Origin of the sequence: Rhodococcus sp. BH5 (genome assembly GCF_027583855.1) — a bacterium.
GTDB classification, from domain to species: Bacteria; Actinomycetota; Actinomycetes; order Mycobacteriales; family Mycobacteriaceae; genus Rhodococcus_F; species Rhodococcus_F qingshengii.
Genome location: NZ_JAJHVW010000005.1, coordinates 194,225 through 214,263 on the forward strand (window position 1 = coordinate 194,225; position 20,039 = coordinate 214,263).

Sequence of the window (20,039 nt, forward strand, 5' to 3'; positions counted from 1 at the left end):
TAGTTGAAGTGTCGACGAAATATAGCTGCGCGATTGCCGCTTGTCGCAGTGTTGATTTGAAAATGGACTTTGGTCCGTCGAATGGGGGACAGTGTGCCCTGAATGCTTTGCCGCGCCTTAACTTCCAGCAAGCTTCGCCCCAGTCTGCTGTGAGAGCGGGATTTCACTCCTTCGTTGATGGCCGATTCAAGCGGAACGACAGATGCTTGACACTCGCTCAGAGGCAACATGATTCGACCCCGTATGTTTACGGGGTGACCAAACCCAACAAGCGAACTGTCGCCGTCATCGGTGCCATGGTTTTCACCGTCGTAGCGGTGATCTTAGGATTTGCGTACGAGCAATCCCGAGACAGTCGGGCAACTGCCTCTGTATCGCAGCCTGACAATTCGGCGCCGGCGCTGAATGCCCCTGCCGACGACTTCGACACCGTCGCAATTTTGGGGGACTCGTACTCGATTCCGAACACGACGGGAGATCATTGGCCGGCGCTGCTCGCCTTCGATCGTCGCTGGTACCTGGCAGATTTTGCGAGCGGTGGCACCGGCTACGTCCAGGGAAACGAGGAAAAAGGCAAGATACCGTTCGGTGCGAAAATTGATCAGGTCGTTGCGGTGAATCCCGAGGTCGTCATCATCGCCGGCGGTCGGAACGATGTTTCGTACCCGCTCGAGGTGCGAGATGCGACTCGGGAGTTGTATGCGCAGCTACGAGATCGGCTTCCTCACGCCAAGGTTGTCGTCATCGGCCCCATCATGGACAACCGGCCTCCATCCGAGACCGCTGTCAATGTCAACGATCGAATCCGTTCCGCCGCTGAGCAGTACAAGCTGCCTTTCATTGATGCGCTCGCCGAGAACTGGCTGTCGGACCCGACGTTACTCAAGGAAGACGGCATGCATCCCACGCCGGCAGGTCAAAGGCTCATGTTCGAGAAGATCAGCGAGCACCTTCACTCGCTCGGTCTCTAGCTCTGAAGGAAAGCGAAGTGGACCCCGCAGGCGCGGGGTCCTCTTTTTCGTGAAAAGTATTGTCGGACTTAGGTCATCAGTAGCGAGGACTTTGGGCGCAGTCCTGGCTGGCCGGCTGCCTCACACGGTGATGGAGAAGTTCGGGTAAGAAAGCTCTCGTGGACTGTGTCGCCGCCCCTATCCGCGTTGCGGCTTTCGTGCATCGCAGTTCACCGCAGGTGATGCACGCGCGGCGATACCTACGCCGGGAGCTCGTCGGCGGAATGTCGTTCTTGTCCCTTGCCGGTGGCTCGACCATCACTGCAGCCTGAACGGAGATGGCAGGGACGGCGTAGATCATGTCGACAAGTTGGCCACCCCTGATGTTCTGCGCTACCCGTGATCAAACCGGGCAATCGGAACAAAGTGCTTGTCGAAGAGTTACAGTTGATGTTAATATGTAACGATAGGTCGCAAATGAACAGCGGCTTCGAGGTCGCGCTACCGGAAGCCGATGGGCGCCGGGGGAGATTCGTCTGCTGTCGATGGACGCGACGCCGTTGGGCCGCACGGATAAAGGCTCTGCGAATTGCGCCGGGTCGCACCCCTGATCAACCTGACAGACCAACGTAACGGAGAACATACTGTGACAATCAAGAACTCGATCGGGCCTGGTGTCGAAGCCGATCATGGAAACAGGCTGTTCGGCAACACTATTCGATCAGCTGAAGGTGAGGAACTGGTCCAGCGGCTGAATGCCATGTTCGAGCGAGCGAACAGCGCAGGTCAGGTGGTGAATCAACGAGAACTCTCGACCGTGCTTTCTGTGCGGAGATCCGAGGGTTCGCCGGGCGACCGGTCGATTCCGGCGCCTGACAGGCTGATGCATGCGATCGAGGGACTCTCGTACGAATCCCTTTCCCTGTTGATTTGTGCGGCCGAGCATTTACTGCGTTCGGAAGGGGTACATGTCGACTCGACGCCCTTCACGTGAGGGGCGACGAGACCCGTCGAGGAAATCGAAGTGATCGGTCCGTCGCCGACGAACGAGTATTTTGTCACGAACGGAATGACGTAGTTACGTCGTCGTTTGTAATTCTGTTGTGCGACCGGCGAATCAGGCCTCCGGCGTTGCTCAGTCGCACGATCCCGATTCCGCTGCTTCGAAGGCTTCTTGGTGCGCTCACGCGCCTCAGCGTCGAATCCTCTCCAGTCGTCGTGCGGTCCGCTCATGTCATCGCGGATTCGATCGATCGGCGACGTGGAATCAGTCGGAGTATGTCCAGTTCTTCGGCCGATCCGAGTATCGACCGGCAAATCTTGTCGACGGAGTCAGATGCCGGATACCGGCACCGAAATACGGATCAACATTCACCTCGGGAAGCCGCATGAAGTGAATTGACTATCGCAGTCTGCTGTTGTGGTGTGAACGCTGCCCAGGCGCTGGCGGAACCCACGAGTTCAGGGACATCGTTCCATCCAGGGCTCTGTAGCCGGGCCAACGCCGCCTCGACCGTCCCGAAAACTTCGAGGTACGCATGTGCGTCGTCGCATGTGAAGGCGAGTTCGTGGGGTTCCGCGTCGCCCACGTCCCCGCCACACGAAGTAAGCATCAGCACGAATGGAGTCGCAATAGCGATCATGATTCGCTTCATCGGCCAATCGAAGCAGACTGACCCCGCCCTGGCGGACTATTCTCGATCCATGCCGATCACCCCGGATACAAAGAACTGGACCTGGGTCCTCGAACGCCCATGCGCCGAGTGCGGGTTTGATTCGTCCGCTGTGGCGTTCGCGGATGTTCCAGATCTTGTGCGTAGCAATGCCGTCTCGTGGGCCGAGGTACTGGAGCGCGAGAATGTGACGGAGCGGCCGGACAGCGAAACATGGTCAGCGCTGGAGTATTCCGCCCACGTACGCGACGTGTTCCGGATCTTCAAGGTGCGGTTGGAACAGATGCTCGAATTCGACGATCCGCGATTCGAGAACTGGGATCAGGACGCAACAGCCGAGGCCGAGCGGTACAACGACCAAGATCCGGCAAAGGTGGCATCGGAATTGTCCGACGCCGCGGCGGAGGTCGCGAATGCCTTCGAAACCGTGCCAGAGGGTAGCCGCCAACGACGGGGTCTCCGCAGTGACGGATCGGCGTTCACCGTCGAATCGTTGGCGGCCTACTTCATTCACGATCCGATCCATCACCTGCACGACGTCTCGGTGTAGTCAGAGCCCGCGCACCTCCTCGAGGGTTCTTCTGGCTCCGACGGAGTGCAATGAGTCGAGGGTCTTTCGGAAGCTAGCGACAAATCGGCGATCGTCCACGAGATCGCCGAACACTTGGCGGTACCCGATGAAGGCCAACGGGTCGCTCGACTGTTTCTGGGCGAGCGGCACCAGAGTGTCCGACAGCTGATCGACGACGGTGATGGGATCTCCGTTCTCGTCTGTGCCCTCGGCGTAGCGGGCCCAGCTAGCGACAATTGCGGTGGACAGGTTGATCGACCCACCGGTGTCGAGTTGGTTCCGGATGACGGGCAACAGCCACTTGGGAATTCGATCGGACGACTCGGCACACAGACGTGCAATCGTGTCGCGGATCTGGGGGTTCGAGAATCTTTCGATGAGGGTCTTCTTGTACTGATCGAGGTCGACGCCGGGTACCGGGTCAAGGGTCGGCGTCGCTTCGAGATTCATGTAGTCGAGCAGGAACCCCGACAAGAGTTCGTCCTGGCATGCCTCGTGGACCAGGCGGTATCCGGCAAGGTAGCCGAAGTACGCGATGCCTTGATGGCCGGCATTGAGAAGGCGCAGTTTCATCAGTTCGTACGGGCGAACATCCGGCACGAGATTGACGCCGGCATTCTCCAGAGGTGGCCTGCCTGAGGTGAACTCGTCCTCGAGGAACCACGCGGTGAACGGCTCAGCCGCGACCGGCCACTGATCTTCCACGCCAAACGTCTCGGCGATCTCGGTGGTCACCTCGGCTGTCGTGACGGGTGTGATCCGGTCGACCATGGAGTTGGGGAAGGCGCCGTTCTCGTCGATCCACTCCGCAAGTTCGGGATCCTTCAGGGCGGCGAACGCTCCGACTGCCGTCCTGGCGACCGATCCGTTGCCTTCGATGTTGTCGCAACTCATGATCGTGAACGGGGCGAGGCCCCGGTCGCGACGGAGTGCGAGTGCCGCACAAATCAGACCGAAGGTGGTGTGGGGGAGTGTTCCCGGCTCGAGATCGTGCATTACAGCGGGATCGGACGCGTCGAACTCACCCGTAGTGTGCGAGATGTTGTATCCGCCCTCGGTGATGGTGAGAGATACGATTCTCGTCGATTCGGATGCCATCTTTTCGATCACCGCCTCCGGATCCTCCGGAGCGAACAGGTACTCGACGATCGACCCGATGACCCGGGCCTCGAGGGTTCCGTCAGAATGCTTGAGCGCCAGCGTGTAGAGGCAGTCCTGCGCGCGGAGAGCGTCTTTCATCCGCTTGTCCGACGGCATCACTCCCACTCCGCAGATTCCCCAGTCGAAGCCCTCACCGCGTCGCAGGAGATCATCGATGTACATGGCCTGGTGTGCACGGTGAAAGCCTCCGACACCGAAATGCACTATGCCAGTAGTGACTTTGCTCCGGTCGTAGTTCGGCACTTCGAGTGCAGCATCGAAGTCGAACAGGGTCTTCGTATTGAGTTCCATGAAAGTACTAGTCTCCTTCGGCGACGATGACTACGGCTTTGATGCTGCCGAGAATGCAATCGGCCACCAGGGCCTCTTGCGACTGTTCGAGTGAAAAGCGTGCTGTGACCATCGAGTCCAGATCGACGCGCCCGGCAGCGACCAATGCGGCGGCGATCGGCCACGTGTTGGCGTACCGGAACACTCCGGTCAGCATCAGTTCGCGATTCTGAATGATCGGGACCGGCAACGGTATCTCGTCGGCACCCATTCCGACCAGAACGACGGTCCCAGCGGGCCGAACTGCGTGAATCCCGTCGATCACCGCGGCCGTGGCACCCGAGGCGTCGATGAATGCGTCGACGGCCAGCGAGCGTACGTCGCTCTCACGTGGATCAACGACGGTTGTTGCGCCGAATTTCAGTGCCACATCACGTCGGGCCGCATCGATGTCCGAGACGATGACTTCCGTCGCGCCGAATGCCTTGGCCACCTGCGTCGTCACGATTCCTACCGGGCCGGCGCCGGCGATCAACACCCGAGAGCCGGCAGTGATCCCCGCCTTCTGGGCTGAGGCGATCCCTACGGAGAGTGGCTCGAACAGCGCAGCTGCCTCGTAGGACACGGAATCTGCGATGGGATGGGCGAAGTCGGCACCGATCGTGACGTAGTCGGTCAGCGCACCGTCGATCGGCGGCGTCGCGAAGAACTCCATATGAGGGCAGAGGTTGTATCTGCCTGCCTTGGATTCGGGACTTGTCGGATCGGGCTTCTGAGGCTCGATGGAGACACGCTGCCCGATGCGTGTTGGGTCGACGCCGTCACCGACCGCGGCGATGCGTCCCGATGCTTCGTGTCCGAGAACGAGCGGTGAGTTGACTACGTAAGGGCCGATGCGACCTTCGTGAAAGTAGTGCGCGTCCGACCCGCACACGCCCACGGCATGGATGCGAACGAGGACCTCACCCGCCTTCGGGGACGGTCGTGGTCTCTCGACCATCTGCATCTTTCCGGTCTCGACGAGGACATTTGCCCGAATTGTCGCAGGTAGATCGACGGATTCTCCGGAAACTGTTGTGTGGGTCACAACGTAGATGTTAGCTTAATGAGCATAAGAACATCTAGTGAGCATTTGCTCACGATCGAGAAACTTTGAACCTGATGCACAAGGAGACCGTGTGAACCAGTCGGCTCAGCCCACAGGACTCAAGTCGTCGAAGTTGCCCGCTTCCGAGGATGTGCGGCTCGCCTTGCGGGCGGCGACGATGTATCACCTCGAAGGCGCCACTCAGGCGGAGATTGCAGCGAAATTGGGCGTCTCGCGGCCGACAGCCGGGCGACTGTTGGCCAGGGCGCGGACGCAAGGTTTGGTCAGGGTCGAGATTTTGGTACCGCCGGAGCTCGAAGGTTCGGTGAACACGGAGTTGGAATCGAAGCTGGAGAAGCACTTCGGGTTGGCCGAAGTGTTGATCGTCCCCGAAGCGATTTCGGATGCGGACGACCCGGACTTCGACGCACTCGGTCGACGAGCAGCGGAAGTTCTGGTTCGTCGTCTGCAGCCTTCGAGCGTTCTCGGGTTTACCTGGGGTCCGGAAACCGTTGCGGTAGCAGGATCTTTGCCGGACAAGACCGCGAAGTGCTCGGCTGTGGTACAACTTGACGGCTCCATGACGGTGACCGACTACCAAACCGGTGTCGACTTCACCATCGGCCGATGTGCACAACAGTTGCAGGCCAATCCTATTCGTCTCAACGCTCCGCTGTATGCCGACCCGGCGACCGTGGAGTCGATGCGAAACGACTCGGTGATCTCGAAGGCGCTGCAAGCCGGAACTGATTCCGACATCATGGTTTTCGGAGTCGGTGCCGTCTCGACCGCGACGACCTTGTTTGCCGGTAGCTTCGTCGACTCGACCATGCTGGACGAGTTGGAAAGTCGAGGCGCTGTCGGTGAAATCGGCGGCCGTTTCTACTCGGTCGACGGCAATCCAGTGGAGGGGCCACTACCTGAGCGAACGGTCTCCGTATCGCTCGACGCAGTGAAATCCTGCGATCAGACGATTCTGATTTCGGGAGGAACACACAAACGCCAGGCCGTTCTGGGCGCATTGCGCGGAGGTTTGGCAAACGTACTCGTCACCGACGTCGAGTGCGCCCAGTGGCTGCTCGAAGGCTAGCGATCTCACGAGTTTCGCGGTCCGAGCGCGCGACTGACACGCAAGTGTGAAGGAAGGTAATCCGTGAAAACAGGAAGACGAGTGTGGGGCGCTGCCGCGGCGGCGCTCTGCCTCCTGGTGTCGGGATGTGCGGGCGCTGGTGCGCTCGGTGGTTCCGGCGAACGAACAGTCACCATCGCGATGGTGTCGAACTCGCAGATGCAGGACGCCATCAAACTGGCGCCGGCTTTCGAAGCCGAGAACCCTGGCATCGACCTCAAATTCGTCAGCCTTTCCGAGAACCAGGCGCGCGCCAAGATCACGGCGTCGACGGCAACCGGCGGCGGTGAGTTCGACGTCGTGATGATCAGCAACTACGAGACACCTCAGTGGGCCGCCAACGGTTGGCTCACGAACCTGTCCGACTATGCAGACACGACGCCCGGTTACGACGAGGACGACTTCGTACCGTCGATCAAGACTTCTCTGTCGTACGAGGACAGTATGTACGCGGTCCCCTTCTACGGGGAGTCGTCGTTCCTGATGTACCGCAAGGATCTGTTCGATCAGGCGGGGATTACAGTTCCCGAAGACCCGACGTGGCAAGAAGTTGCAGGTTGGGCAGCACAGTTCGACAACCCGGACGCCAAGATGGCGGGAATCTGCTTGCGCGGAAAGCCTGGCTGGGGTGAGGTACTCGCACCGCTGAACACCGTGATCAACACCTTCGGTGGACGCTGGTACGACGAGAATTGGAATGCGCAGCTGACCAGTCCGCAGGTCGAGGATGCGGTTCAGTTCTACGTGGACACGGTCAAGGAGCACGGTCAGCCGGGTCCTGCCACAAGCGGATTCGGTGAATGTGCAACACAATTCGCGCAAGGCAACACGGCGATGTGGTACGACGCGACGTCGGCTGTGTCGGTTCTCGAGGACCCTGCGTCGTCGAAGGTAGTCGGCAACATCGGATATGCGAAGGCCCCGAAGGTCGAGAAGTCCGATCCTGGTTGGCTCTACACGTGGGCGCTCGGAATCCCGGAGTCGGCAAAGAACAAAGATGACGCCTGGAAGTTCATTTCCTGGATGACGAACAAGGACTACATCCAGAAGGTCGGAACCGAACTCGGCTGGTCGAGAGTTCCTCCGGGAAGTCGCCTATCGACCTACGAGATTCCGGAATATCAAGAGGCCGCACAGGCATTCGGTCCGATCACCCTCGAATCGATCAACAATGCAGATCCGAAAAACCCGACAGTGCAACCGGTTCCGTACACCGGCGTCCAGTTCCTCACCATCCCTGAGTTTCAGGACCTGGGCACTCGCGTCAGCCAGCAGATCAGTGCGGCCATCGCGGGTCAGAAGAGCGTGAAAGAAGCACTCGAACAATCCCAGCAGTATGCCGAGGTGGTCGGCAAGACCTATCAGGAGAACCGATGACTACGGTTGCCGAGCCCAGAACTACGGTGGACGACGCGCCACCGGTCCGGGTCGAAAAGAAGATCTCCCGCGCCGAGGGTTGGCGTCGTAGAGGTCCCCTGTTGCCGGCGTTGATCTTCTCGATCGTCGTCACCCAGATTCCGTTTCTGTTCACCCTCTACTACTCGACGCAGTCGTGGAACCTAGTCCGGCCGGGATCGCGGCACTTCAACGGGTTCGACAACTACATAGAGGTTTTCAAGGACAGTCAGTTTCGGGAAGTCGCGGTCAACACGGTCATCATGATCGTGGGAACCGTCATCGTTTCCGTGATCCTCGGACTCGCGCTGGCGCTGCTACTCGACCGCGCATTCCTCGGTCGGGGGATCGTGCGGACACTGCTGATCACGCCGTTTCTCATCACTCCCGTCGCCGGCGCATTGCTGTGGAAGACAACAATGTTCGACCCGGTGTTCGGTATCGTGAACTTTGTCCTCCAGCCTTTCGGCGTCGGCCAGGTCGACTGGGTCAGTAAGTTTCCGCTCGCCGCCGTCATGATCAATCTGATCTGGCAGTGGACGCCCTTCATGATGCTGCTCATTCTGGCCGGTTTGCAGTCCATGCCCCGAGACATTCTCGAAGCCGCACGAGTGGACGGAGCCAAGCCGTTTGCGATGTTCCGCGAACTGACGTTGCCGCACCTGCGCCGCTTCATCGAACTCGGTGCAGTTCTGGGTGCGATCTACCTCGTGAACACCTTTGACGCGGTGTACATGATGACCTCGGGTGGGCCCGGCGTGGCCAGCTCGAACCTGCCGTTCTACATCTACCAGCGCGCGTTCCTCGGCTTCGACGTAGGTCAAGCTGCGGCGATGGGTGTCGTGACAGTGATCGCGACGATCATCGTGTCGACACTTGCGCTCCGATTGATCTTCAAGAGCTTCACCGGCAACGAGGAGGCGGCGTGATGACTGCCGTAGAGACGACAAGCGCGACGACCGACAAACCCGTCGTCAAGAAAAAGAAGAGCAGTAAGTTCAGTCCGTGGTCGGTCGTGGCGTGGATCGCCGCTCTCGGATTCTTCTTCCCGGTCTTCTGGATGGTCCTGACCGCGTTCAAGACCGAGGCAGACGCCTACACGGATCCGCCGAAGCTGTTCTTCACTCCCACCCTCGAACAGTTCCGTGCCGTCCTCGACTCCGGTCTCGGCACGACGCTGGCAAACTCCGCATTTGCGACGGCCATGTCGACGATTCTTGTTCTGCTACTGGGTGTTCCGGCTGCGTTTGCATTGTCGCTTCGCCCGGTAGCCAAGACTCAGGACGTTCTGTTCTTTTTCATCAGTACCAAGATGCTCCCAGTCGTCGCTGCAATCGTGCCGCTGTATGTGATCGTCAACGACATCGGATTGCTCGACAACATCTGGGCGCTGGTCATCTTGTACACATCGATGAATCTGCCGATCGCAGTGTGGATGATGCGTTCGTTCTTTCTCGAAGTCCCCGGCGAACTTCTCGAAGCTGCCAGCATGGACGGCGCGAGTTTGTGGACCTCGGTTCGCGAGGTGATCCTCCCGCTGATCTCGCCCGGAATTGCTGCGACTGCGCTGATCTGCGTGATCTTCTCGTGGAACGAATTCTTCTTCGCCGTCAACCTGACAGCTGTTCAAGCACAGACGATTCCGGTCTTCCTGGTCGGGTTCATCACCGGCGAGGGCCTGTACTGGGCTCGGCTCTCCGCGGCAGCGACCATGGCGGCATTGCCCGTCATCCTGGCCGGGTGGTTCGCCCAGAACAAACTGGTGCGCGGCCTGTCCTTCGGTGCAATCAAATAATTCTCCTCACCCTCTCAGGAGTTCGTCATGGCTGAAATCTCGTACCAGAAAGCGTCTTGCATCTACGAAGGTGCCGGGACCCTCGCTGTCGATTCACTCGATCTCGACATCAACGACGGGGAGTTCATCGTGCTCGTCGGTCCGTCAGGTTCCGGAAAGTCCACGGCCCTGCGCATGTTGGCAGGGCTCGAGGACATCGATTCCGGCGCGATCACCATCAACGGCAAGGACATGACCGATGTCCCGTCCAAGGATCGCGACATCGCAATGGTCTTCCAGAATTACGCGCTGTACCCCAACAAAACCGTCGGGGAAAATATGGGGTTCGCGTTGAAGATGCGCGGTGTGCCCGTCGAGGAGCGTAAGAAGAAAGTGGCCGAAGCGGCCAAACTGCTTGACCTGACTGACTATCTCGACCGCAAGCCGGCCAAGCTTTCCGGTGGTCAACGGCAGCGAGTTGCCATGGGCCGAGCTATCGTTCGTGAACCGCAAGTGTTCTGCATGGACGAGCCGCTCTCCAACCTCGACGCAAAGCTACGCGTCCAGACCCGCACGCAGATCGCGGCGTTGCAGCGTCGTCTCGGAACCACCACCGTCTACGTCACGCACGATCAGGTGGAAGCGATGACGATGGGTGATCGAGTGGCAGTGCTCAAGGGCGGCAAGTTGCAACAATTCGCCTCTCCGACCGAACTTTACGATCGGCCGGCCAATGCGTTTGTTGCCGGCTTCATCGGATCTCCAGGTATGAACTTGGTAACGGCGCCGGTCAGTTCGGGTGGGGTGCGTTTCGGTGACGTCGAGGTTCCGCTGGACCGCGAGCAGATGGCGGCAATCGCCGCGGCCGGTCTGGCTTCGGTCACAGTAGGAATTCGACCCGAGCAATTCCAGGTGGTTGCCGCTGGAGACGGAATCGCAGCTCAGATCGACCTGGTGGAGGAACTGGGCAACGAGTCGTACATCTACGCGCATGTGCCCGGTACCGAAGCCGACCCGATCTCGCTCGTTGCCCGCACCGGCGGGCGATCGAAGCTGCAGTACGGCCAGACGCTGGGCTTCGAGCGGGTGGACGGCCTCGTTCACCTCTTCGACCCGGCTACGGGCGAGCGTGTGGGTAGCTGAATCCCATCACATCCATCTTCGACTGGTGAGAAGGTTAGGGTCTACCGATGAGTGATACACGCGAACGATCCGTCGTGGTGTGTGGTGAGGGACTGGTTGATCTGGTTCCGGTGGGGGAGAACTTCTCACCCAAGTTGGGCGGTGGACCGTTCAACGTTGCGATTGCACTGGGTCGACTCGGATCCGACGTGGGATTCGTCTCTCGCTTGTCCACAGACGCTTTCGGAGATCGGATGATCGACTCGCTGGCCGCGTCCAATGTCGACACAACTGGGGTCGAACGTGGGCCCGAGCCGACAACTCTGGCCGTCGTGAACCTTGCAGCGGACGGAGGTGCGCGGTATTCCTTCTACCTCGAGGGAACGGCGGATCGACAGTTCGCGCTGCCGAAACTTCCCTCTGCCCGGGCATTCTCGTTCGGAACGCTGTCGCTGGTGCTCGAGCCCGGGGCCTCTGCCTACGAAGCTTTGCTGCACGAAGCACACGCCCGCGGTCGACTCACCATGGTCGACCCCAACATTCGTCCGGCGGTGATCTCCGACCCGGACGCGTATCGACGACGGTTTCGTTCGTGGTTGCCCGCCATCGATATTCTCAAAGTGAGCGACGACGACGCGAAGTGGTTGGGTTCGGTCGACGGCGCCGAGTGGCTCCACGAAGGCGTCGGCGCCGTCCTGCTCACCCGTGGTGGTGACGGGTTGCGGTTGATCACCGAGGAACTCGATGTTTCGGTGCCGGCGCCCGCGGTCGACGTCGCGGACACGATCGGTGCGGGCGATACCGTTCACGGAGCCCTGTTGGCCTACCTTGATCGTCACGACGCACTCGACGTCGCTGTTGTGCGTGCGTTCACCGAGGCAGATTGGTCGGCCGCGTTGACCTTTGCCGCACGCGCGGCAGCCGTCACCGTGTCACGTCCCGGGGCGGATCCGCCGTGGTCAAGGGAGTTGGGCCTGCCCGTCTAGCACTGGGGACCACCGCCCTACTGCGAGCGCAGTACGTCGAACTGCCTACCTGTGCACGATGTGCGACGGGGTCGTGTATCGGCACAGTGACACGCATGTCGATATTCCTGTACAAACTCTCGCGACTCGCGTTTCGGCGCCGTTGGGCAATGGTGGGCTTCTGGGTCGTCCTGCTGGTGGCGGGCGGAGTAGGCGCAGCAACGCTGTCCGGTCCGACCGTCAATACGTTGTCGATTCCGGGCACCGAATCACAAGCGGCGCAAGATCTTCTGGCTGAAAGATTTCCGCAATCGTCCACCGACGGAGCCAGTGCTCGCATCGTCTTCGAATCTCCGGCGGGCACGACGCTCACCGATCCGGCGATTCGACAATCCGTCAGTGACTTGGTCTCTGCGCTCGGGAAGGATCCTGAGATTGCAGCGGTATCGGATCCGTATGCCTCCGGCGGAGTGTCGCCGACTGGGACGATCGGATACATGCAGGTCTCCTATACCGCCGACTCGATGGACTTACCGGACAGTTCGAAAGAACTGCTCGAGTCCGCCGTCCACGACGCCGCGGATTCAGGGCTGGCAGTCGATGTTGCCGGCAACGTGCTGATGGAAAGCAGCGCCGAATCGATGGGAGAGGTGATCGGAGTCGCGATCGCCGCGGTGGTGCTGACCGTCACCTTCGGTTCCTTGGTTGCGGCGGGGCTTCCCTTGATCAGCGCGTTGATCGGCATCGGCATCGCGATCTGCACGATCACAATCGCAACTGGTTTCATCGAATTAGGTTCGAGCACAACCGTCCTGGCAATGATGCTGGGGCTCGCCGTGGCGATCGACTATTCGCTCTTCATCGTCTCGCGCTACCGCTCCGAACTACGTGACGGACATGATCCAGAAATTGCTGCGGGCCGCGCAGCGGGGACTGCGGGTTCGGCCGTAGTGTTCGCGGGGTTGACGGTGCTCATCGCATTGGCAGGACTGTTCGTCGTGAACATCCCGTTCCTGACGAGCATGGGTCTGGCTGCAGCATTCGCAGTTGCTGTTGCAGTGGTGATTTCACTGACGCTGCTGCCCGCCACACTCGGATTTGCAGGGTCGCGCGTCATGAGTCGGTCTGATCGTCGACTGCTGGCGTCCGGCGGTGAACTGACACACCGGAAACAGTCGGAGGGGGCGGGCTCGCGATGGGCCAAGTTCGTGATCCGGCGTCGAGTTCCGGTTTTGCTCGCGTCAGTCCTCGGGCTGGGATTGCTGGCGATCCCCACATTCGGAATCAACCTGAGTTTGGCGCGCCCACCAGTGCCCGACACAACTGCCGCCAGGGCTACCGACCGACTATCCGAGGGGTTCGGTGCCGGGTTCAGCGGTCCGCTCATGGTGGTCGTCGACGTTGCCGACGCCGCAGATCCGGCAGCGGCATTGAGCGGCGCCCAGGAAAAGCTCGGTGCTCTGCCCGACGTAGCGGCAGTGACGCCGCCAGCACTCAATCAGGCCGGCGATACAGCAGTCATCACGGTGGTTCCCTCGAGTGGCCCGGAAACCGAGGCAACAAAGGCGCTCGTCGCAGATATACGTGAGGTCGCCGGATCACTGACCGACGAGACCGGAGCCACGATGTCGGTCACCGGTCAGACAGCGTTGACGATCGACGTTTCGGATCGCCTGGCCGACGCCCTGGTTCCCTACCTCGCATTGGTCGTCGGCCTCGCCTTCATCCTCCTGATGTTGGTGTTCCGCTCGATCTTGGTACCACTCAAGGCAACTCTCGGATTTCTGCTCTCGATCGGTGCGACGTTCGGTGTGCTGGTCGCGATCTTCCAGTGGGGTTGGTTCGCCGGCATTCTCGGAATCGAAGGTCAAACCGGATCAGTTGTGGCGATGTTGCCCATCTTCATGATTGGCATCGTCTTCGGGTTGGCGATGGACTACCAGGTGTTCCTGGTGACCAGAATGCGTGAAGCGTTCGTCCACGGTGACGGACCGGATGAAGCAGTCGTGAAGGGCTTCGACCAGGGCGCGCGAGTGGTCACGGCCGCGGCGCTGATCATGATCGCCGTTTTCGCGGGCTTCATCTTCGGCGGCGACGCCTTCATCATGCAGATCGGACTCGGACTCTCGTTCGCGGTTCTGTTCGACGCCTTCGTGATTCGTATGACCGTCGTACCGGCCGTCATGTCCCTGTTGGGCTCGAGGGCATGGTGGTTCCCCTCATGGCTGGACCGGTTGGTCCCGAACGTCGATGTCGAGGGGGAGCAGTTGACTGCGCTGCTCGCAGATTCGAAGGAATCCAGTGAACCCACGAGCGACAAGTTGTCGGTGTGACCCGGATACGGTAGATCGATGACTTCGACATCGACGTGGGGTCGATGGTGTGCGGAACACCCGCGCACCATCGACCTGGCACTGGCGATTCTCGTGCTCCTTGCCACGTGGACGGCGCACCGCATCGCGCTCGACGGCAATGACACCCGCGAGGTCACGGTTGTGGGAGTGCTTGTAACAGCGATCGCAGCGGCAACCATCGTGTTCCGAAGGCGCTATCCGTTCTCGGCACTGGCGGTGGCAGTACTCCTCGGCGTATTGATGATTGCACTGTCAGCGCCGCCGAATGCCGGCACAGGTTCCGCAGCGATGGTGTGCCTCTACTACGTTGCCAGCACGAGTGACCGCCGGAGGACCTTCTTCGCAGCGGCGAGCACAGTCAGCTCGCTGATGCTCGTCACGATCTTCCTGGGAGTGGGGAACAATCTCCTGCAGGAGGCACTGGGGTTGTTGGCTTGGTTGCTGATGGCAAGTTTTGCCGGCGCCGAGGTCCGTTCTCGCCGAGCCTATCTGGAGTCCGTCGAGGCGCGCGCGGTGCAAGCGGAAAGAATGCGCGAGGACGAGGCCCGACACCGCGTCGTCGAAGAAAGGATGCGGATTGCGCGAGACCTGCACGACGTTGTCGCGCACCACATTGCCTTGGTCAACCTGCAAGTCGGGGTCGCGTCGCACTTGATCGGGAAAGACCCGGAGAAGGCGACGACTGCACTACGCGGAGTGGAGGAAACGTCCAAGGCGGCACTCGATGAAATTCGGGCCACGGTCGGAGTTCTCCGTGATGCTCAGGACGGTGATCGCTCGATGAAGCCGGCTCCGGGGCTTTCGGATCTACCGGCACTGGTGGATCAATTCGTCAGTGCAGGAATGGAAATCGATGTGCGCGCTGTGGGTTCGCTGCGCCCACTCGGGCCCGCAGTAGATCTCACAGCGTACCGAATTATCCAGGAGGCACTCGTGAATGCGAGCAAGCATGCGCTGCCAGGAGCCGTCACCGTGTCGTTGTCATACGAAGCCGAGGTTCTGATGCTGTCGGTCGAAAACGCCGGAACGGCAGTGCCTTCGACGTCACCACCCGGGTACGGACTGCTGGGAATGAAGGAGAGGGCACAGGCGATGGGAGGCGAGGTCTCAGCAGGATTCCGCGCCGACGGGGGATTTCGTGTGGACGCCCAACTACCGCTTGTCTCGGTGTCCAGGGGTTCGGAGCGTGAGGAGTCGTGAGTATTCGGGTGGTAGTGGCAGACGATCAGGCGCTCTTCCGTCAAACGCTTGCGCTGCTGATCGGTTCGGAAGAGGACATGGAGGTGGTCGCCGAGGCGGCAGACGGAGAGCAGGCATTCCAGGCGGCGCTCGAGCATCGACCCGACGTTGTATTGATGGACATTCGAATGCCAGGCACCAGCGGAGTCGAAGCGACCGCCATGATTGCCGATCATCCGGATTTGACCGACGTGCACGTGTTGATTCTTACCACCTTCGAAGTGGATGAGCATGTGGCACAGGCGATCCGGGCGGGAGCCAGCGGCTTCATCGGCAAAGGAATCCGAGCCGAGGATCTACTCGATGCTGTTCGGACGGTCGCAGGTGGGAACTCTTTGCTGTCGCCGATTGCGACCAGCGCGTTGATTTCTCGGTTCCTTTCCACTCCGTCGCGGGCCGACTCGACTTCTGGGATTTTCGGTCAGTTGACCCCACGCGAACTCGAAGTGGTAACCCTCGTTGCCCTCGGGATGTCCAACGACGAAATCGCTGCGGAATTGGTGATCAGCGCGGTCACGGCAAAAACGCACGTGAACCGGGCGATGACAAAACTGGATGTCCGCGACCGCGCGCAACTGGTGGTTCTCGCCTATCAATGCGGTGTGGTGATTCCGGGACGCTCGGTGGATTGACTCGAGAAACTCTTGACTCGAACGGGTGTTCGAGTATTGTTTGGGGAGGGGATCGGGGGATTCAATGAGTGTCTTGTTGTCGGATGTGGTGTCTGGTTCTGCGGTGGGGTTGCGCGGACGGTTGTGGCAGTTGACTGCTGCTGAGTTGCGTGAGGCTGCTGTCGACGCGAGTGTGGAGATTCTGCGCCTCGAGGCGGTTCGAGTGGCCGTGGTGGACGAGTTGTCGTTGCGCCCGGATGATCAGGTGATTGCCAGCCGCGGTGTGGGTGCGTGGTTGGCGGCCAACACGATGCTGCAGGTTCGGGACGGGAAGAAGATCGCCGCCCTGGGTGCAGCTTTGCGGCCGTTTCCGGCGGTGGCGGCTCGGTTCGATGGCGGGGACTGCTCCTTCGAGCACGCCGTGTTGATCGTGGCGTTCTGCGAGTCACCGCCGAAAGGCATGCCGGAGGAGGCACTCCCGAAGTGTATCGATTTGTTGTTGGCTGCTGCGTCGGGTGTGGAGGCGACGACGACGAAGGTGCGGAACGTGATCGCGACGTTGGAGAGGTTGTTCGAATCGGATGAGATCCCGCCCGCCGAGGACATCGACCGGAACGAGCTCCGCATCGCCTCGACATTGAACGGTCGAGTGGTGGTGCGTGGTGATTTCGACGCCCTCACCGGAGAAATGCTGCTCTCGGCCCTGTCGAATCTGACGATGCCCACCCCAGCACCGGATGGGACGCCGGATGCCCGGTCGGCGGCGAAACGCACCGCGGACGGGTTCACCGAACTGATCCGCCGCTATCTGGACTGCGCCAAGACCGGTACCGATGGTGGTCAGCGTCCGCACGTGAACGTGCACATCAACGCTCGGGATCTGGCGGAGCATCGGGACTGCGCCGCCGCACCCGCTGCTTCTGATGACGGAATGGCTGTGTCGGATCTCGATGTCGGGCACATGCCCTGGCTCGGGCCACTGTCCGTGTCGCAGACCAGGCTCCTCGGGTGTGACTGCTTCCTCTCCACCGTCCTGCTCGACGATCACGGCGCGCCGCTCGATGCGAAACCAGGGAAGAGGTTGGTCACCGCCGAACAACGCGTCGCCCTCATCGCCCGAGACAAAGGCTGCGCCTTCCCGGGCTGCACATGCGTGCCCGCCTGGACTGATGCGCACCATATCCGGCACTGGGCGAACGGCGGCCCGACGGTGATGAACAACCTGGTCCTGCTGTGCCGTTCACATCACCGGCTGATGCACCGCAAATCCGAGTTCGTCGGCAAATGGGAAATTCGGATCGGTGTCGACAACAAACCGTGGTTCATCCCGCCACCCTCGATCGACCCCGGACAGCAACCCAGGCCGGCGAACACCACCTTCAAAACCTGAGGACGAACCTCAGATGCACCAGAACATGCCCAGGTCTGTTTCAGACCCGCTGCTCTGTGTCCGACCGATTGGTGGGAGGTGGAGTCGAATGGTTGCGTGCTTTCGGGGCGGCTCTACTTTCGGGTGCCCGTGTGGCCTGTCCCACTCAGTGGGTCATTATTCCGTCGTTGCCGCGCCGGTTGTGCCAGGTCATTTGGACGTCTGACCTGCAGTGCAAAATCTTTCGTTAGAACACGTTCCAATTTCGCAGATTTGTGGCTATGGTCACAGAGATAGATGCGGGTGTGCGAATGAAAGGGTGAAGTGACGTGAAGACCAAGGGTGCAATCCTGTGGGGCCTCAATGAAAAGTGGTCCGTCGAGGAGATCGAGATCGGTGAGCCGGTAGCCGGCGAAGTTCAGATTCGCATGGAAGCGGCCGGAATGTGCCACTCCGATCACCACATCGTCACCGGCGCGACCCCGATGCCGTCGTTCCCCGTCATGGGTGGGCACGAGGGTTCGGGCGTCATCACCAAGCTCGGCCCGGAGGTCAAGGGTCTGGAGGTCGGCGACCACGTCGTTCTGTCCTTCATTCCGGCTTGTGGAACCTGTCCGGCGTGCTCGGCCGGCCATCAGAACCTGTGTGACCTCGGGATGGGCCTCCTCAGCGGCCAGGCCATCAGTGACGGTACCTACCGAATCCAGGCTCGCGGCGAAAACGTGATCCCGATGTGCCTGCTAGGGACGTTCTCGCCCTACATGGTCGTGAACCAGTCGTCAGTGGTGAAGATCGACAAGGATATTCCGTTCGAGGTTGCCGCACTCGTCGGTTGCGGCGTCCCGACCGGTTGGGGATCGGCAACCCACATCGCCGATGTGAAGCCCGGCGAAGACGTTGTGATCATGGGTGTCGGCGGCGTCGGTATCAGTGCGCTACAGGGTGCAGTTGCATCGGGCGCCCGGTACATCTTTGCCATCGACCCCGTGCCGTGGAAGCGTGAGCAGGCTCTGAAGTTCGGCGCAACGCACGCTTTCGAAAGCGCTGCCGCTGCCATTCAGCCGATCATCGACGCTACGTATGGCCGCATGGCACAGAAGACGATCATCACCGTCGGCGAAATGAAGGGTGAGTACGTCGAAGAAGCGATGATTCTGACGGCAAAGGCCGGCCGTTGTGTCGTCACCGCAATGGGGCACCTGACGGACATGGATGTGAAGCTGAACATGTTCCTGATGGCGATGCTTCAGAAGGACCTTCAGGGCAACATTTTCGGCGGTGGCAACGCTCGCCAGGACGTGCCGAACCTCCTCGCGATGTACAAGGCAGGCAAGCTGAACCTCGACGACATGGTGACTCGGACCTACACGCTCGAAGGCGTGAACGACGGCTACCAGGACATGTTGGATGGCAAGAACATCCGCGGCGTCATCCGCTACACCGAAGCTGACTGGTGATCGGAAGCACAACCCTTGTGCCAGTAGTCTGATCGGGTGCCCAGTACTCACAGTCTCGACGTAATCCAGCAGTGGCCGGTCGACAATGCGGCAGCGGTCGTCCTCTCCGGAAAGAATCCCGGTGAGGGCGACCGCATTCGTGGTTTCAGTGGCGACCAGGCGCATGTTTTCCCCCTGGCTTCGGTGACAAAACTGTTGTGCGCCTACGCGATTCTCGTGGCAGTGGAGGAGGGGGCGGTCGAGTTGGATGGGCCGGCCGGGCCTGAGGGGTCGACCGTTCGTCATCTCCTCGCACATGCTTCGGGATTGGCATTCGCCGAACGTGTTGTTCAGGCTCCGGTGGCGTCGAAGCGGATCTACTCGAGTGCGGGGTTCGAGGTGCTTGCCGAGTTGGTTTCCCGGGAGACCGAGATCGAATTTGCCGACTATCTGGCCGAGGCGGTGTTCGCGCCGTTGGCGATGACCAGCGCGGCTCTTGTCGGTCCGGCCGGTCACGGTGCGCAGGCATCGGCAGACGACTTGGCCAAGTTCGCGGCTGAACTGCTCTCGCCGACTCTGGTCTCGGCGCAGACGTTCGCAGAGGCGACAACTGTGCAGTTCCCGGGGCTCAACGGAATTCTTCCGGGTTACGGCTCTCAGCGCCCCAACGACTGGGGGCTCGGATTCGAAATTCGGGGCGACAAGCGTCCGCATTGGACGGGTCTCGAGAACTCGGCCGCTACCTTCGGTCATTTCGGCCAGTCCGGGACGTTCCTGTGGGTCGATCCCACGATCGATACTGCGTGCGTCGTGCTTACCGATCGCGATTTCGGTGATTGGGCCAAGCCTTTGTGGACCGAATTGTCGGATGGCGTGGTCGGTGAAGTTTCGCGGTAGAGCACAAATTTCTCTCCTTCCACTGGCGCAACACGG

The 20,039-nt window shown here is 60.5% G+C and carries 18 protein-coding genes; 16 read left to right on the forward strand and 2 right to left on the reverse strand.

Annotation, left to right across the window (positions count from 1 at the left end; genetic code table 11):
• Positions 1-254 precede the first annotated feature (254 nt).
• The 4 genes from RhoBH5_RS14970 (at position 255) to RhoBH5_RS14985 (ending at position 3,173) form a co-directional block, all read left to right on the forward strand.
• On the forward strand, positions 255-971 hold the full coding sequence (locus RhoBH5_RS14970; RefSeq protein WP_270008466.1) for an SGNH/GDSL hydrolase family protein: 717 nt from the start codon (positions 255-257) through the stop codon (positions 969-971).
• Between the two features lie 158 nt (positions 972-1,129).
• Positions 1,130-1,282, forward strand: a complete 153-nt coding sequence (locus RhoBH5_RS14975) for a hypothetical protein (protein WP_270008467.1) — start codon at positions 1,130-1,132, stop codon at positions 1,280-1,282.
• 257 nt (positions 1,283-1,539) lie between these two features.
• Positions 1,540-1,944, forward strand: a complete 405-nt coding sequence (locus RhoBH5_RS14980) for a hypothetical protein (protein WP_230793128.1) — start codon at positions 1,540-1,542, stop codon at positions 1,942-1,944.
• Positions 1,945-2,654: 710 nt separating this feature from the next.
• The gene (locus RhoBH5_RS14985; protein ID WP_030536585.1) at positions 2,655-3,173 is read left to right on the forward strand and encodes a DinB family protein; all 519 of its coding nucleotides are present in this window, start codon (positions 2,655-2,657) and stop codon (positions 3,171-3,173) included.
• Here RhoBH5_RS14985 and RhoBH5_RS14990 read toward each other — a convergent pair whose 3' ends face one another.
• Both RhoBH5_RS14990 and RhoBH5_RS14995 read right to left on the reverse strand, forming a co-directional pair.
• Positions 3,174-4,646: a mannitol dehydrogenase family protein gene (locus RhoBH5_RS14990; protein ID WP_065352619.1), complete on the reverse strand. Its 1,473-nt coding sequence runs from the start codon at positions 4,644-4,646 to the stop codon at positions 3,174-3,176.
• Between the two features lie 7 nt (positions 4,647-4,653).
• On the reverse strand, positions 4,654-5,664 hold the full coding sequence (locus RhoBH5_RS14995; RefSeq protein WP_228402289.1) for an NAD(P)-dependent alcohol dehydrogenase: 1,011 nt from the start codon (positions 5,662-5,664) through the stop codon (positions 4,654-4,656).
• A gap of 139 nt (positions 5,665-5,803) precedes the next feature.
• Here RhoBH5_RS14995 and RhoBH5_RS15000 point away from each other — a divergent pair, with 139 nt between their 5' ends.
• The 12 genes from RhoBH5_RS15000 to RhoBH5_RS15055 all read left to right on the forward strand — a co-directional run bounded on the left by RhoBH5_RS15000 (position 5,804) and on the right by RhoBH5_RS15055 (position 20,003).
• The gene (locus RhoBH5_RS15000) at positions 5,804-6,802 is read left to right on the forward strand and encodes a sugar-binding transcriptional regulator (protein ID WP_270008468.1); all 999 of its coding nucleotides are present in this window, start codon (positions 5,804-5,806) and stop codon (positions 6,800-6,802) included.
• A 63-nt stretch (positions 6,803-6,865) separates the two neighbouring features.
• Positions 6,866-8,218: an ABC transporter substrate-binding protein gene (locus RhoBH5_RS15005; RefSeq protein ID WP_030536581.1), complete on the forward strand. Its 1,353-nt coding sequence runs from the start codon at positions 6,866-6,868 to the stop codon at positions 8,216-8,218.
• Complete coding sequence (locus RhoBH5_RS15010) at positions 8,215-9,165, forward strand: carbohydrate ABC transporter permease (protein ID WP_019748978.1); 951 nt, start codon at positions 8,215-8,217, stop codon at positions 9,163-9,165. Before RhoBH5_RS15005 ends, RhoBH5_RS15010 begins: the two co-directional genes overlap by 4 nt.
• Positions 9,165-10,031: a carbohydrate ABC transporter permease gene (locus RhoBH5_RS15015; RefSeq protein WP_050657016.1), complete on the forward strand. Its 867-nt coding sequence runs from the start codon at positions 9,165-9,167 to the stop codon at positions 10,029-10,031. Before RhoBH5_RS15010 ends, RhoBH5_RS15015 begins: the two co-directional genes overlap by 1 nt.
• A gap of 27 nt (positions 10,032-10,058) precedes the next feature.
• Complete coding sequence (locus tag RhoBH5_RS15020; RefSeq protein ID WP_042450146.1) at positions 10,059-11,153, forward strand: ABC transporter ATP-binding protein; 1,095 nt, start codon at positions 10,059-10,061, stop codon at positions 11,151-11,153.
• A 47-nt stretch (positions 11,154-11,200) separates the two neighbouring features.
• On the forward strand, positions 11,201-12,118 hold the full coding sequence (locus tag RhoBH5_RS15025; RefSeq protein WP_007731141.1) for a carbohydrate kinase family protein: 918 nt from the start codon (positions 11,201-11,203) through the stop codon (positions 12,116-12,118).
• A 95-nt stretch (positions 12,119-12,213) separates the two neighbouring features.
• Positions 12,214-14,430, forward strand: a complete 2,217-nt coding sequence (locus tag RhoBH5_RS15030) for an MMPL family transporter (protein ID WP_270008469.1) — start codon at positions 12,214-12,216, stop codon at positions 14,428-14,430.
• 18 nt (positions 14,431-14,448) lie between these two features.
• Complete coding sequence (locus tag RhoBH5_RS15035; protein ID WP_058039428.1) at positions 14,449-15,651, forward strand: sensor histidine kinase; 1,203 nt, start codon at positions 14,449-14,451, stop codon at positions 15,649-15,651.
• Positions 15,648-16,322, forward strand: coding sequence for a response regulator transcription factor (locus RhoBH5_RS15040; RefSeq protein ID WP_042450142.1), 675 nt, complete (start codon positions 15,648-15,650; stop codon positions 16,320-16,322). Before RhoBH5_RS15035 ends, RhoBH5_RS15040 begins: the two co-directional genes overlap by 4 nt.
• A gap of 64 nt (positions 16,323-16,386) precedes the next feature.
• Positions 16,387-17,691 (forward strand): HNH endonuclease signature motif containing protein, encoded by a 1,305-nt coding sequence (locus tag RhoBH5_RS15045; protein WP_270008470.1) that lies wholly within the window; start codon positions 16,387-16,389, stop codon positions 17,689-17,691.
• A 308-nt stretch (positions 17,692-17,999) separates the two neighbouring features.
• Positions 18,000-19,127: an NDMA-dependent alcohol dehydrogenase gene (locus RhoBH5_RS15050; protein WP_270008471.1), complete on the forward strand. Its 1,128-nt coding sequence runs from the start codon at positions 18,000-18,002 to the stop codon at positions 19,125-19,127.
• 36 nt (positions 19,128-19,163) lie between these two features.
• Positions 19,164-20,003: a serine hydrolase domain-containing protein gene (locus RhoBH5_RS15055; RefSeq protein WP_007735479.1), complete on the forward strand. Its 840-nt coding sequence runs from the start codon at positions 19,164-19,166 to the stop codon at positions 20,001-20,003.
• The last annotated feature ends 36 nt before the right edge of the window (positions 20,004-20,039 follow it).